General features: G+C 68.4%; 14 protein-coding genes. 4 read left to right on the top strand and 10 right to left on the bottom strand.

Annotated features, from left to right (window positions below; genetic code table 11):
• Window positions 1–139 precede the first annotated feature (139 nt).
• From DT019_RS35430 to DT019_RS35415, 4 genes are all read right to left on the bottom strand, one after another.
• The gene (locus tag DT019_RS35430) at window positions 140–949 is read right to left on the bottom strand and encodes an SGNH/GDSL hydrolase family protein (protein ID WP_114041107.1); all 810 of its coding nucleotides are present in this window, start codon (window positions 947–949) and stop codon (window positions 140–142) included.
• Between the two features lie 180 nt (window positions 950–1,129).
• Window positions 1,130–2,296, bottom strand: a complete 1,167-nt coding sequence (locus DT019_RS35425) for an oxygenase MpaB family protein (protein WP_114041106.1) — start codon at window positions 2,294–2,296, stop codon at window positions 1,130–1,132.
• A gap of 16 nt (window positions 2,297–2,312) precedes the next feature.
• Window positions 2,313–3,398: a polyprenyl synthetase family protein gene (locus DT019_RS35420; RefSeq protein WP_114041105.1), complete on the bottom strand. Its 1,086-nt coding sequence runs from the start codon at window positions 3,396–3,398 to the stop codon at window positions 2,313–2,315.
• The gene (locus DT019_RS35415; protein ID WP_114041104.1) at window positions 3,395–3,676 is read right to left on the bottom strand and encodes a polyprenyl synthetase; all 282 of its coding nucleotides are present in this window, start codon (window positions 3,674–3,676) and stop codon (window positions 3,395–3,397) included. The genes DT019_RS35420 and DT019_RS35415 overlap by 4 nt, the downstream gene beginning before the upstream one ends.
• 520 nt (window positions 3,677–4,196) lie before the next feature.
• Between DT019_RS35415 and DT019_RS35410 the strand changes: the two genes are divergently transcribed.
• Window positions 4,197–4,397, top strand: coding sequence for a hypothetical protein (locus DT019_RS35410; protein WP_147267386.1), 201 nt, complete (start codon window positions 4,197–4,199; stop codon window positions 4,395–4,397).
• A gap of 44 nt (window positions 4,398–4,441) precedes the next feature.
• On the opposite strand, the gene DT019_RS39220 is transcribed toward DT019_RS35410, so the two are convergent.
• On the bottom strand, window positions 4,442–5,752 hold the full coding sequence (locus DT019_RS39220) for a YncE family protein (protein WP_147267385.1): 1,311 nt from the start codon (window positions 5,750–5,752) through the stop codon (window positions 4,442–4,444).
• Between the two features lie 48 nt (window positions 5,753–5,800).
• Window positions 5,801–7,042 carry a gluconolaconase gene (locus DT019_RS35400; RefSeq protein WP_114041101.1) on the bottom strand — a complete coding sequence of 414 codons (1,242 nt, stop codon included), beginning with the start codon at window positions 7,040–7,042 and terminating at the stop codon, window positions 5,801–5,803.
• Between the two features lie 331 nt (window positions 7,043–7,373).
• Here DT019_RS35400 and DT019_RS35395 point away from each other — a divergent pair, with 331 nt between their 5' ends.
• Window positions 7,374–7,727: an NTP pyrophosphohydrolase gene (locus DT019_RS35395; RefSeq protein WP_114041100.1), complete on the top strand. Its 354-nt coding sequence runs from the start codon at window positions 7,374–7,376 to the stop codon at window positions 7,725–7,727.
• A gap of 69 nt (window positions 7,728–7,796) precedes the next feature.
• Here DT019_RS35395 and DT019_RS35390 read toward each other — a convergent pair whose 3' ends face one another.
• Window positions 7,797–8,276: a MarR family winged helix-turn-helix transcriptional regulator gene (locus DT019_RS35390; protein WP_223279926.1), complete on the bottom strand. Its 480-nt coding sequence runs from the start codon at window positions 8,274–8,276 to the stop codon at window positions 7,797–7,799.
• A gap of 309 nt (window positions 8,277–8,585) precedes the next feature.
• Here DT019_RS35390 and DT019_RS35385 point away from each other — a divergent pair, with 309 nt between their 5' ends.
• On the top strand, window positions 8,586–9,716 hold the full coding sequence (locus DT019_RS35385) for an NADH:flavin oxidoreductase (RefSeq protein ID WP_114041099.1): 1,131 nt from the start codon (window positions 8,586–8,588) through the stop codon (window positions 9,714–9,716).
• Between the two features lie 268 nt (window positions 9,717–9,984).
• Here the strand turns inward: DT019_RS35385 and DT019_RS35380 are convergent, their stop codons facing one another.
• Window positions 9,985–10,950, bottom strand: a complete 966-nt coding sequence (locus DT019_RS35380) for a DUF1152 domain-containing protein (RefSeq protein WP_114041098.1) — start codon at window positions 10,948–10,950, stop codon at window positions 9,985–9,987.
• Window positions 10,951–10,973: 23 nt separating this feature from the next.
• Window positions 10,974–11,603: a class I SAM-dependent methyltransferase gene (locus DT019_RS35375; protein ID WP_114041097.1), complete on the bottom strand. Its 630-nt coding sequence runs from the start codon at window positions 11,601–11,603 to the stop codon at window positions 10,974–10,976.
• A 294-nt stretch (window positions 11,604–11,897) separates the two neighbouring features.
• Here DT019_RS35375 and DT019_RS35370 point away from each other — a divergent pair, with 294 nt between their 5' ends.
• The gene (locus tag DT019_RS35370) at window positions 11,898–12,296 is read left to right on the top strand and encodes a hypothetical protein (RefSeq protein WP_114041096.1); all 399 of its coding nucleotides are present in this window, start codon (window positions 11,898–11,900) and stop codon (window positions 12,294–12,296) included.
• Between the two features lie 224 nt (window positions 12,297–12,520).
• Here DT019_RS35370 and DT019_RS35365 read toward each other — a convergent pair whose 3' ends face one another.
• The gene (locus tag DT019_RS35365; protein WP_114041095.1) at window positions 12,521–13,672 is read right to left on the bottom strand and encodes an FAD-dependent oxidoreductase; all 1,152 of its coding nucleotides are present in this window, start codon (window positions 13,670–13,672) and stop codon (window positions 12,521–12,523) included.
• Between the last annotated feature and the right edge of the window lie 58 nt (window positions 13,673–13,730).

Raw genomic sequence — 13,730 nt, 5'->3', positions numbered from 1 at the left:
GCCCCAGGTTCGCTCCGGCCAACCGCGGACCCCGCGTCGCGCTGACTCCCCAACCCTCAAGCGCCGGATTCCGACGGTGCCCCTGGCCTCGCTCCAGCAGTAACAGCTCGTGCCGGGCGCTGAGAGCGGCGCCGAACCTCTACACGGCAGAAGAGAACGCCGGGAGATACCCGCCGGACTGGCCACTGGCCGTGGGGTGGTACGACTCTTCCACGGGCAGGGTGACGCTGTGGAGCCACGGGTCGCCGGAGCAGATCTCGTGCCCCTTGAAGGTCGCGTTGACGCCGGCGAAGGAGAATCCGTGGTCGGCGGCACGCTTGGCGATGACGGCATTGATGTCGTCGTCGGCGGCGTTGAGGGCGGCGCGTGACTTCTCGCTGATGCCCACAGCGCAACCACCCCCCAGCTTGTAGAAGCGTGGATAGCCCATGACGACCACCTCAGCGCTGGGCGCCTTGCTGTGGATGGCGTCGTAAACCTGGTCCAGCTTTCCGGGGAGGGTGGTGCTGATGTACGAACGGGCTTGGACGACGCGTTGCAGGCAAGCACGCTCGCCCTGCAGAACGCAGGTCGTCACTGTGTCGGCGAACCCGGCGTCGTTGCCTCCGATGGTGATGCTCACCAGCGACGTGGACCGGTTCAGCGGGCCGAGCTGGTCCTCGACGACATCGCCGGTGCGGGCGCCCGCGCAGGCCGTGAACGCGAAGGAGGACGGTGAGTGCGCGGCGCGCCACAGAGCCGGGTAGGACCTGATGCTGCGTTTGCAGTCGCCGCTGGCTCCGTCGTAGCCACCAGCCCCGAGGCCGGCGGAATAGGAGTCGCCGAGGGCAACGTAACCGCCGGTGCCGGGCGCCGCGGAGGCTGCGAACGCAGGCGCTGTCGCCGCAACTCCGTTGAGGACAAGGGCGGACAGCGAGCAGAGAAGCGCGGCCCATCGCCGTCGCCTCACGACGCCCCGCCGAGCAGGGGCAGATACGCGACGGTACGCATACGGAAAGTCAGTCACGCCCCAGGCAACGACCCAGGAGGCCACCCGGACACGGGCCCGGTAACGGCTCAACAGCCTGCACGGCGGACACTGGCGATCAGCTCGGTTCGCGACCCCGTCGCCCGTCTCTGCGGGCCGCCTCTACCTCTGGCCGATGGTGGCGGGCGGCGGGGTCCAGCGGGCTGTGGGCAGGACGGTGGTGCTCACTCCGTAGTCGGCCTTGAGGTGTTCGGGGATGGCGTAGTGCATGACGCGTCCGCGGGTGAGCGACGACAGTTCGAGGACGCTGGTGAGGTACCCGAGCCGGTCGAGGGCCCACGCGACGACCGGCGAGCGGTCCTCAAGGGATTCCAGTACGCCAAGGACCGCGGGAGCCGCCTTGACGAGGGTGTCCCAGGGGGTGCGGGGAACCTTCAGCCAGTCGGCGCAGGTGTCCCCGATCAGGTAGCGGATCAGGGCGGAGACGACGGGGTCGAAGAAGGTGCCCGGCACGACTTCCTCGTAGAGGTCGATGAGCTGCCGGGTGAGCAGGGCGCCTTCCTCGCTGGGGCCCATGTGGCGGGTCATGTACAGATCGGAGAAGACGCGGGCGTCCTGGATTGTTTGGGGTACGTGGGCCTGGTCCACGCCGAGGAAGGCGCCCACGACCCGCCAGGCGTAGTAGTAGGCGTCGGCGCCTTCGTTGCTCATGTGGATGCCGAGTCGGTGCAGGGCGTCGAGGACCTGGATGGAGAACATCATCTGCCCGCCGATCATGTCCTCCTGACAGATCGGGGTGCCCAGGGCCGCGATGTCCCAGAGGCCCTCGCGCTTGAGGTGGTGGCGGATGGAGGCGTGCAGCAGGCGTACCTTCTGGGCGGCCGGGATGAAGCGGCTGCCGGCTTCGAAGGCGTCGGGGCGCATCAGGTAGACCGTGAACTGCCCTGTCTCGGCCATCCTTTTGGAGGGGTACTTCAGCGAGTGGGTGGCCGAGAGCAGCTTCGCGACGTGCGGCAGGACGTAGCAGGCCGGCATCGAGGCGAAGGACAGTGCGGTGGAGATGTGCACGTTGTTGTCGATGAAGAAGAGCCGGGCCTTCTCCATTTCGGCCCAGTCCACCCAGTCCGGTGGTGCGCCGGTGGCGTGCAGGTATTCGCGGGCCACGTCGGGCAAGCCTTCGGGCAGGTCCTGGCCGACGGTGGAGACGTAGCGCATGAGGGTGTTGAACTTGCCGACTTCGCCACGCTCGAACAGGGCAGTCACGGTCGCGTCGGCGAGTTCGTCGCCCTGGGTGCGCAGGGCGTCCAGGGAGGCGGAGGTGTAGGTCATCACGGTGCTCCAGGGGTCAGTGGGTGCGGGTGGTGGCGTCGGCCGCCAGAGTGGTGAGCGCGCGGCGGGCCTCCCCGGTCACGTCGGCGCCCGCCAGTGCGTCCTGTGCCGCGCGCTGCCGGGCGGTGATCATCTCCTCGACACGGGTGACGGCTCCGGTGCGACAGGCGATGTCCCGGACCTGCTGCACCTGCTGCTCCGTGAGTCCTTCCTGGCCCAGCAGGCCGCGCAGTTCCTCGCGTTCGGCCGGACCGGCGCAACCGAGCGCATGGGCCATCAGCACGGTGGGGCGGTCGCCGGTCACGTCATCAGCCGGATCCTTGCCCGTCTCGGCGGGATCGCCGAACAGGCCGAGCAGGTCGTCGCGGAGCTGGAAGGCTTCGCCCAGCGGAAGGCCGTAATCGCTGTAGGCCTGCAGGAGGCGCGGCGTGGCGCCGGCGAGGAGACCACCGAGCTGCAAGGGGTGTTCGACGGTGTACTTGGCGGTCTTGTACCGGATCACCTTCACCGATGCATCCAGTTCGGGATCGCGCCCGGTCCGCAGGATCTCCAGGCATTCCCCGGCCACCAGTTCGCGGGCCAATACCGTCCACAGGGGCCGGGCTCTGTGGAGGAAGGCGCCGGGCAGGCCCGAGCTGGTGAACAGCTGTCCCGCCATCGCCATCAGCAGGTCTCCCACCAGCATCGCCAGTGCCCGGGCGCTGGGCTGAGGGCGGTCACGGCCGCTCGGGCCACGGTCGGCGTCGCGGACCTGGCCGCAGGCCGGCCGACTCAGGGCCGTGTGCACGGTGGGGCGGCCGTGCCTGGTGCTGCTGTGGTCGATCAGGTCGTCGTGCACCACGGCGGCCGCGTGGACCAGCTCGATGGCGGCGGCGGCCCGTACCAGCGCGTCGCTGTCGGGCTGTCCCGTGCCGCGCCAACCCCAGTAGCAGAAGGCGGCCCTCAGGCGTTTGCCGTGCCCGGTCGCGGCGTGGAGCTGCTCCGAGACCGGTTGCAGAGCGGCGTCGATGTCAGCCAGTGCATGTGCTTCAGCCGTGACGAACTCCTCCAGGACCGAGTCGATCCGTTCCTTGAGGAGGCTGTTCCCGGTGTTGTCCGTCACGAGGCGGTCGTCTCCCGCGAGTGTGTCCCGACCGTGCGGGCCAGGACCTCCAGATGTGCCGGTGTCGCACCGGCGTGACGGTCGAGAAACAGTCGGCCACGGGCCTTGGCCTCATCCTGACCGTCCGCCAGGAGCTCTCCGAGATCTGCGCGGCGCAGCAGGTTGTTGGCGCTGCCGACCGCGCTGCTCAGCCCGCTGAGAGCGAGATCGGCAAGCCCGGCCAGCAGGGTCACCACTTCTTCGGCCAGGTTCGCCTGGCGGTCGCCATGGTGAGTCACGATCGGCTCCTTGGTTTCTGCGCGCCGGGTTCGGCCTCGGCAGTTGAGGCCTACCGGCCGTGGCGGTCGGGGGTGGTGGGCCGCCATCGCTGTCAGGGCGAGGCCGTGTGACAGGACCAGCGGCGGTCCAGCCGGGTCAGGAGATGAGGGTGAGGGCCCCGGCGACAGCCATCACCCGACCGGAACGGAGCAGGTTAGACATGTAACGGTCCATCAGGCTCCCGGGCCCGGGAAGGCGCGCGCACCCCCGCATCAGGGCGCGAACCGATCTATGAAGTGCGCAGGGGGCGTGAGAAGGCAAGGCCTCCGGCGTACGCCACTGCCCGCGCCAGCGCTCTGCGCAACGCTCCAGCAAGTGGGTGCCTCTCGTGATCACGGTCGGCATGTGGTTCGCGCGCGGAGTTTTAATCGGCGCGCCTGCCCCGGAACGGACGGTGCATTCCTCCATCTCCAGCTCTTCATCACATCGAAGTCCAGCCCGTTGCGGCCGCGCCGGAAGCGGTGTTGAAGGCGTGTGGACATGCGCGATGACGATGGTGTGCAGTACGCCGCTCTGCTCGGGGGCTACTGGCTTGAGCCTTGCCTGCTCACCGAGGTTCCCCGGATCGCCAGGCGAGGGGCGGCCGGGTACGTCGGAGGGCGGTGGGTGGCTCGGTGCGTCCTGGTCGGCGTCGCCGCGGTCATGGTGATCGCGGCTGTGGCCGTCACCCTGCTGGAGTGAAACCGCGTGCGGTGGTGCACAAGCCGCGGGAGGCGGCCTGCTCCCTACACTCCGGTCGTGATCTCGATCAGCTCGGGGCTCTGCAGAACCCGCAGAGCGAACCGCCAGAGCTGGCCTTCCCAAGTGCTGACGTACAGCACACCATTGTCGAGGTCCAACGCGACGCCGAGAGCGGAGAAGCTGCCCGTGGCCTTGACCGCCACGCGCTGGGCGCCGCTGGCCAGGTCAACCTTGTACAGGACGTCGCCCCAGTGATCGCTGATGTACGCCGTGCCCGCGCCGTCCAGCGCGATGTCGCCGCTCTGCCGGGAGAGGGCGGTCACCGCACGCTTGGTGGGCCGGTCGGCCAGCAGGTCCACCTCCCACAGATTCCCTACGTGGTTCCAATTGCCGGTGTACGCCTTGCCGTTGCCGTCCAGCGTCGCTCCCGAGGTGGACGGCCCCAACCCGTCGACGATCAGCTTCTTGGTGTCCTTCTTCCCCAGATCGACCGCGAACAGCTTTCCGTCCAGACCGGTGACGTAGGCAGTCTTGCCCTCTGTGTCCAGCTTGACGGCGTAGGCCTGAACGCCGGTGACAACCGTCTCGGTGGTGCCGTTGGACAGATCGACTCGAACGAGGCGATTGCCGCTGTGGTCGGTGACGTAGGCCTTGCCCTCTCCGTCCAGGGCCACTCCCCCGGGACTTCCCAGGCTTTCGGTCGTCACGAACTCGCGCTTGACGTGATGGGTGAGCGAGACGCTGTAGAGCTTGCCGCTGTCCGTGACGACGTAGGCCTTCTCCTGCGCCGGGTCCAGCGCGACGCCCACGGCATGGCCCGCCATCCCGCCTGCGACAAGGAGGGCGCCCTCGGTCTGGTACCGAGTCCTGTCCAGATTCCTTCGCATGTCGTCGCTGATGTGCGGCTGATCTTCATCGCGAATTTTTGCCGCTTTCCTGAATTCCTCCTCTTCGGTCGAGGACTTCATCGTTGATGATGCCGTGCCGGATGTCGGCTTGGGGTCTTCGCTGACTTGACGCTGACGCTCGGCTGTCGCCTGGAAACTCGAGAAATGCGGACCGAGGAAGCCCTGCATGACATCCAGTGCCCCGTGTGCGGTCTGGCGCGGATGCCATGGGTCGCGCCCCTTCTCCAGACTCTGCACATAGGCCGACACGTCTCCCGATACGCTCTCCTCGTCTTCGTCCCAGGCGCCGTGGCCGGCACCAGGGATCGCCTTGCCGAGTTCCTCGGCGGACTTCTCGGCCTCTTTGGCCCGGTCGCTGCCGCTGTTGAAGGCGTTACCAAAAAGGTCATACCTCCCCGTGGGCCCGCTTTCTCGCTCGCCGCCGGTTTGGCCTTTGCCGTCAGACATGAGCTTCCCTTCTGCGTTCCCTCGCGGAACGACGCGTCGGCTCTGGCTTCAGCTCTTGTAGAACGGTGCTTCCTGCCCCTCGACGAAGCCGTCGCTGAGGGTGAGCTTTTCCAGCTCGAACACCTCCGCTTCCCCGGCCAGGACGGAAACGATCTCCGCCTCCCCTTTTTGACTCAAGTAGTCCCTGCCGTCCTCGATCAACTCAAGTACGTCGACCGCCCGCGCGACCACGTGATAATACTTCTCGGGTTCTGCTACTCCGCGTTGATCCTGCGTCTGCGCGCGCTTGCGCGTCTCATCGTCCTCTGCCCCTTGAATGCTCTGGATGCCGCTGAATTCCACGGGCTCCGCGTAGTACAGCGCCACCACTCCGCCGAAGGTAATGGGGAGTTCATAGTCGAACCTGCTGACCTTGCGCCGCTGGGTGGCCCGCACCACGGCCCGGGTGTCGACGGTGCCGCTCAGCGAGAACGAACCTTTGAACTGGGTGGTGAACGATCCGCTGACGGAAGCGCTGATCCCGAGCATCAACTGGACCGACAGTTCTCCGGTACCCGTAGCCGTACCGGTCGCCGTGGTGGTGCTCGTCCCCTGCGACTGCGACTCCGAGTCGACGCCCTGGTTGTCCTTGCTGTTCTTCAGGGTCGTCTTCTGGGACTGATTCAGGGCCATACTCTGCTGCAGTTGCTGTTGCAGGGACCCAGTGGCTTTCGCGCCGAACGTGAGCTGCACCTGGCCTTGGAGGGACCAGCTGACCGTGTTCGAAACCGAGTATTCGAAACCAGCGGTCCAGGTAACCGGCCGCGGGTCGGTTCGATTGACGAACGTGTTCTCATAGATCACGTCAGGGGGAGGCTGCTGAATGTCGCTCCGCTCCTCGATGAGCGGCACACCCATGTTCATGTAGGTGCCCCACCCGCGCCCGTGCGCAGAGTCTCCCTCCGGGAAGGTGCCATATGTCACCTTGTTGATGGAGAACCCGATGGGAGCGATCCAGCGGTCCGGCTCATCGGCGGATGCCTTCTGGACTTTTCCCTTGACCTTGTCCCACTTCCCGCTGACCGTGCTCCATTCCGGCGGTTTTTTCTCTGCTCGGCTCATGTCTTCCCAGCTTTTCCACCTGCCCAGGATGGGTGGAGGCTCGCTGGTGAGGAGCCTGAGTTCCCTCTGATTCTTGCGCGTGAGCGGGTGACGCATAAACCGCGTGGGTTTATAGGTCTTGCCCACCGCATTCTCACTTCCGGCTTCGGCGGGGCCGGGGACCTTTCCGGTCACTGGGGAGATAGCCATACTTCAGGCCTCCTTGCGTCGCGGAGGTGGCACGGAGTGATTTGTCTGCAGCGACTCTCAAAGCTGCATATCTTCGCATTATCCTCCGGAAGGCCTACCCGACCTTGCGACGCGAAACCCGGCGGGACGTACCGCACCGGGGAGCGTGCGGAAGCAGAAGAGGCGCGCTGACGACAATCCGGTAGTTGTCTTTTTATATGACTGAGTCGAGACCGGCTCTGCTTCAGGGCCGGCCCGAGGTGCTCCACGCGACCATGGCAGAATCACGGCCCGTGATCACAAAAGGGATGCGCACCACGCCGAGTCAGGCACGACGCGCTCGGGAGGCATCGTGAGTGTGCGTTCGGTACTGATCGTCGATGCCGCGAACGTCGTCGGCTCCGTCCCGGACGGATGGTGGCGCGACCGCAAGGGCGCCGCTGAGCGGCTGCGGGACCAACTGGCCGGAAGGGACGCCGGCGAAGAGGTGATCCTCGTCGTCGAGGGTGCCGCCCGGGGTGTCGAGTCCGTGGCCGGGGTGCGGGTCGAGTCCGCGCCCGGCAGCGGCGACGACCTCATCGTGGAACTCGCCGCCGCCCACGCCGACCGGCCCTGCACGGTCGTGACCGCCGATCGGGCGCTGCGCGAACGCGTCCGAGCTCACGGCGCCGGGTGCGTCGGCCCCCGTACGGTTCGACCCGCCTGACGCCCAGTCGGCCCCGCCGCGGTGGGCGCCATGAGGCCGGTGCGGTTCCCGGGGCGGCAGCGGCAGGTCCTACCGGGTGGGGCGGGCGGGGTGGTGGGGCGTCCGCGCGGGGCAGTCGGCGCGGGGGCCGTCGTCCTCGGAACGCGGCCAGTAGCGGCCTTCAAGGGCCTCGGCGCTGCGGTTCAGCCGGACCAGGATGCCCTCCAGCTCCCGTACCTCCTCGGGGGACCAGTCGGCGACGACCTGTGCCAGGCAGGACCGGTTGGCCTCACGGTCCTGGGCGAGGCGGCGCCCGCCCTCGTCGGTGATGCGCAGTTTGCGGGCCATGCCGCCGTCCGGGTCCGCCACGCGCTCGGCCAGTCCGCAGCGCAGCAGGGCCGCCGTCTGGCGGTTCACCGTCGAGGTGTCGAGTCCGAAGGCTTCCGCCAACTCGCCGATGGACATGGGGCCTTGGGTGTCGATCCGGCTGAGCAGCAGGTACGCCGACCGCTCCAGGCGTTCGGGGTCACGCTCACGCCGGGCGAGCACCTGGTGTCGTGAGAGCAGCATCAGCTCCCGCTCCAGCTTTTCCAGCACCACGCCTCCCAGCCATTCCGTCGCTCCATTGTCGCCGACCCGCCGACCACCGAGGCGAGCCCCCCTTCGAAGTCGACGCGTGGTGCCACCCCGGACGGATCGAGCGCCGGGTCTCGGCCACCACGTCGCGGCCCGCGGGCCCCTACCGCACCGAGGCGCCGCCGGGTGCCCCATCAGGGCGGCTCCTCCCCCACGAGCACGCAATATGCATGATACACAGCATGTGTACTATGCACTTCTCGTCGTACCCGGACGAGCCCCCTCATCCCTCGGAGGACCCGCATGACCGTCACCCCGTCCACCGCCTCTCGCGCGGCCGACATCCTGTCCCGGCCCGTGACCCTGAACGGTCTGACCGTCCCCAACCGCATCGCGATGGCCCCGATGACGCGGATGTTCTCCCCCGGCGGCGTGCCCGGCGAGGACGTACAGGCCTACTACGCCAGCCGGGCGGCCGCCGGTGTGGGCCTCATCGTCACCGAGGGGACCTACGTCGGGCACGAGTCCGCCGGACAGAGCGACCGGATCCCGCGCTTCCACGGCGAGGACCAGCTGGCGGGGTGGGCCAAGGTCGCCTCGGCCGTGCACGAGGCCGGCGGCACGATCGTGCCGCAGCTGTGGCACATAGGCATGGTGCGCGAGCAGGGTCAGGCGCCGTACGCCGACGCGCCCGCCGTCGGCCCCTCCGGCATCCGCGTCGACGGGACCGAGGGAACCGGCAAGGCCATGACCCGCGCGGACCTCGATGACGTCATCGGCGCGTTCGCCGACGCTGCCGCGGAGGCCGAGCGCATCGGCTTCGACGGCGTCGAACTGCACGGCGCCCACGGCTACTTGCTCGACCAGTTCCTGTGGGAGCGCACCAACCGCCGCACCGACGCCTACGGCGGCGACGCGGTCGCACGCACGAAGTTCGCGGCGGAGATCGTCGCCGCGGTCCGCGAACGCGTGTCGGCCGACTTCCCGGTGATCTTCCGCTACTCGCAGTGGAAGCAGGAGGCCTACGACGCCCGCCTCGCACAGACCCCGGAGGAACTGGAGGCGATCCTCGCCCCGCTGGCGTCCGCGGGCGTGGACGTGTTCCACGCCTCCACCCGGCGCTACTGGCTCCCGGAGTTCGAGGGCTCGGACCTCAACCTTGCGGGCTGGACCAAGAAGCTCACCGGCCGGCCGACCATCACCGTCGGCTCGGTCGGCCTCGACGGTGACTTCCTCGGCGCCTTCGCCGGTGAAGGCTCGGCTCTCGGCGACATCAACAACCTCTTGGACCGCATGGAGCGCGACGAGTTCGACATGGTCGCTGTCGGCCGCGCACTCCTGCAGGACCCGCAGTGGGCGGCGAAGGTCCTCGGCAACCGCTTCGACGAACTGCAGCCGTACGACGCGGCGGCTCTCAAGACGCTCAGCCGGTAGCCGGACGGCTCGGCCCGGGCCGCCGCGGCGATGACAACCGGGAGGGCGGCGGCCAGAAGCCGTCCTCCCCTGCCGCGTCAGTGTGGACGACACCCGGAGGCCCTGCACCCACGCGCTCGTGACAGCGTCGCCTCCGCGCCGGCCCTGGGAAGCAAAGCCTCACAACCCTGGGACGGCCGGGAAGTGCGTCGGCATCGCCGAACCGCCCACGAGCCCCGCCCGAGATGAACCCGCGCACAGGAAGCATCCGCGCGTGCCAGAGGAAGGTTCAGTGCGGGAACGTCCTCGGGGGGCGCTGACGGGGCAGCGTGGTGCGGAACTCCTCGATCACGGAACCCACCTGCCGCATCAGCACCGTCCGTTCCAGCAGGCCGAGGTAGAGATTGCGGCCTGCCAGTCCAGGCAGGTCCACACAGAAGTACAGCGCCATCAGCGGGTTGATGAACAACTCGCTGCCCTTGGTCCTTTCCGTGACCCGGACGTTGCCGAAGTCACCCCGCACGGCGGCGGCCACGGAACCGTTCACGATGCTCGGGTGGCTCGCGGTGTGACGCTCGGCGTGCGCGACCGCGTCGAGATACAGCGCGCCCTCCCGCCCCGCGCCGAGCAGCGAGAACGCGCCGAGATAGGAGCCGTCCCGGTCCAGGGCGGCCAGGTTCTCCAGCACGAGCGAGTGGTTCACGCCGTGATACGCGTCCACCCCGAACCCGAGACAGGCCACGAGCCGGTGCGGAACCTCGTCGAGTCCGTTCACTGCGGCCAGGCTCGCCATGTCCTCCTCCGGGGTGCCGAGACCGTGCTCGTCGCCGCGCATCAGAATGTCCGTGCCGCCATCCACCAGCACGACCGCGTCGACACCACCGAGATACTTGATCAGCGTCCGGTAGGCCGCGCGCAGCGGTTGGACCCCGACACTCGGGAACGCATACACGATCGGCGGCAGATCCTGCGTCACGAGCCACTGGGCCAGCGTTCGTTCAGGGAAATAGTCGCCGCGCACGGGGGTGTCGGGTCCGACGGCCGCGACGTCCTGGTCCACCCACGCGTCGAGGTCCAGGCCGTACAGGTCGGCGAACGACAAGTTGGCGAGGTGCACCTCCTTGCCCGCCGAACGCAGCGCGAACGCGAGCGGCAGCCCGGCGTAGACGTCGAAGCCACCCCCCGCGCCGACGATGAGCACCCGTCGCGCGTCGCGCAGGCGGGTGAAGAATGCCGGCTCCCCCAGAGAGATCACCGTATGACGCTAACAGGGCCCCGCTACGGGCGGCGGGCCAGCACGTGGGAGTCGAGGAAGCCCCGCTCAGACGCTGGGTCGTGGAGCAGTCGCGCCAAGGTGACAAGTCCTGCTCCGGACAGCAGATCGGCGAACTGCTCCGTCGGCCAGCTGTAGGCGGGCGCCACCTTGTGGTCGAAGCGGACCGGTTCCGAACCCTCCGTACCGAAGAAGGACACCAGGAGCACGCCTCCTGGTGCCAGGGCACGCACCTGCTCAGCGAGCAGCGCGGGCAGTTCGGCAGGTGGGGTGTGGATCATCGAGTAGTGAGCCAGTACTCCGCCGAGTGTGCCGTCCTCGACGGGCAGGGCTTCCATGCGCGCTTCGTCGAACCGCAGCTCCGGATGGGCCTGCCGGGCGTGCGCGACCATGGCCGGGGAGAGATCGAGCCCGAAGGCGTCCAGCCCCAGGCCGTGCAGCATGGCCGTCAGGTGCCCGGGGCCGCACCCGACGTCGGCTGTCCGCAGGTTCCCGGTGCCGCGCACGAACTCGGCGAAGGTGGCGATCATCTGCCGCGCGAACGGCTGCGTCTCCAACTGATTGGCAAACATGGACGCATACAGTTCGACGACCCCGTCGTAGGCCGCCCTGGTCTCATCCTGGTGTCGCAACACGGGAAGGAAGCTAACACCCGCGCCGCGCACCGCCGTTACCCGGCCCCCGCCCGGCCCGCGTCAACGCCAACCGAACCGCCTCAGGGGACCAGGATCGGTTCTCCAGGGCGCATGAAGCCCTGTCACAGGTCCGTGTCACACTCCTGCCAAGATCTGCAGGAAAACTGGGGAGGGCTTGTGCGATCGGTCAAGGTGACGCTGTTCACCGCCGCGATGACGGTAGTACTGAGTGGCTGCGGCGGATTCGAGGGGCCGTCAACGCCCCCTCCCACCATAGCTGGATCTGCGTCGCCCATGAGCGGAAGCCTCGCCTACGAACGGTCCCGCAAGGCCTGGGGAGAAACCGAATGGCACATCAAGCAGGCCTTCTTCTCGGAAGGTCTGACACCCTCGGGTGCCGACCCCTGGACCCCAGGACAATGCGATTCCAAACTGAGCGCGACCTACGACAAGGACGCCCGCACCAAGGTTTCCCGGTCCCTCGCCAACCTGGTCAAGGACGGCTGGGATCCCGTACCGAACACCCCCAAGGACACGCAGTTCACCAAGGGGAACCTGCGCCTGTCCGTCAGCCCCGAACATGACGTCTCCGAACCCGGAAGCCCCGTCCAGGCGAACGTGCCCCTCAAGTACGTCCTCCTCGACATAGCCGTCGTCTCCTGCGCGACCGCTTCCGGCGGCCCGTCTCACTGAGCGGCACCGCAACCTCGCAAAACTCCACCAGCAGCGAGGACTCCGAGCCCGCACACGCGGGTGACGCCGGTGACGCGCCCCGCGAGGCGGCCTTCAGCCGGACCCCGCATGTGGTGTTTCGGCCTCCTCTGGTGAGGGGGCCACGGAGCCGCGGACCGGCCCTGTGGAACGGCGATCGGGAACAACCCCTGCAGTCGGGACAATCGTTCAACAGGGAACGGTGGCTAGCGCTCGCCCCTCCTGACGCCCGGTAAAATCCCCCCGGGTTGTCCGCCGGTGAAGAACCTGATCATCTCTTGCGGGGTGGGATTGTGGGCGACTGCGGCGGCGGCCGCCGCGCTGCGCGTGAACAGCTCGCGCTCGTACGCGGCCAGCGCCGTCTCGATGTCATCAGGGTGTGCGGCGAGCGCCTTTGCGAGTTCGGCGCCGTCCTCCATGGCCAGGCCGGCGCCTTCACCGTTGGGCGTCGAGAGGTGAGCAGCGTCGCCGAGCAGGGTGACGCCCGGCACCCGGTCCCAGCGGTGCCCGACGGGCAGGGCATGGAGGGGGCGCAGGACTGGCGCGGTGGACCCGGCCGTGATCAGGGCGGTGAGTTCTGGAGCCCAGCCGGTGTACTCCTGCGCGATCCGTGCGGTGGCTGCCGCGGCGTCGGTGAAGTCGATGGTGGCGAACCAGTCCCGCGGCTTGGCCAGGGTGATGTAGGCGTGGAGGGTCCCGCCCTTCTCCCGGTGAGCCACGAGCCACTTGCCGTTGCCGTCCGGGTCGAGTGCGACGAGCGTTCCGCCGCCGACCGCCTTCGCGGTGGCCGGGTGTCGGGTGTCGGCATCGTGCAGGCAGGTCTCGACGAAGGACCGGCCGACGTATTCGGGGGTGGCGTCCGAAAGCAGCGGCCGCACTCGTGACCACGCGCCGTCCGCGCCGACCAGGAGATGTGTGACGACGGCGGCGCCGCCTGCGAAGGCCACCTCGTGACGGCCCCCGGGCAGGGCACGGACGCCCGTGGCCTTGCGGCCCCACTGGACGGTGTCGCCGGGGAGCGCGTCGAGCAGGATCTGCCGCAGCTCGCCGCGCTGTACCTCGGGGCTTGTGCCCGTGCCGTCGTCGGCCTGGTCGAACAGGACGGTCCCGTCCCGGTCGAGCAGCCGTATCGCTTGGCGGCCCTCCAGGACGAGGCCACGGAACTCGTCCATCAGGCCGGCTGCGTTGAGGGCGAGTTGGCCGTTGCGTTCGTGGATGTCGAGCATTCCGCCCTGCGAACGGGCCGCCGGGGAGGACTCTGCCTCGTAGACCGTGACCGGGAAGCCGTGGAGGTGCAGGACACGGGCCAGGACGAGCCCGCCGAGTCCGGCGCCGATGATCGTGACAGGAGTGTGCATGGAGCTCCTTGAAGCGTCGCAGAGGAGAGAGCAGTTGCCGGGCCGCAGAGGCAGCCCG

The organism is Streptomyces sp. SDr-06, from assembly GCF_003324565.1.
Lineage (GTDB): Bacteria > Actinomycetota > Actinomycetes > Streptomycetales > Streptomycetaceae > Streptomyces.
This window is presented reverse-complemented; position numbering and strand designations above follow the sequence as displayed.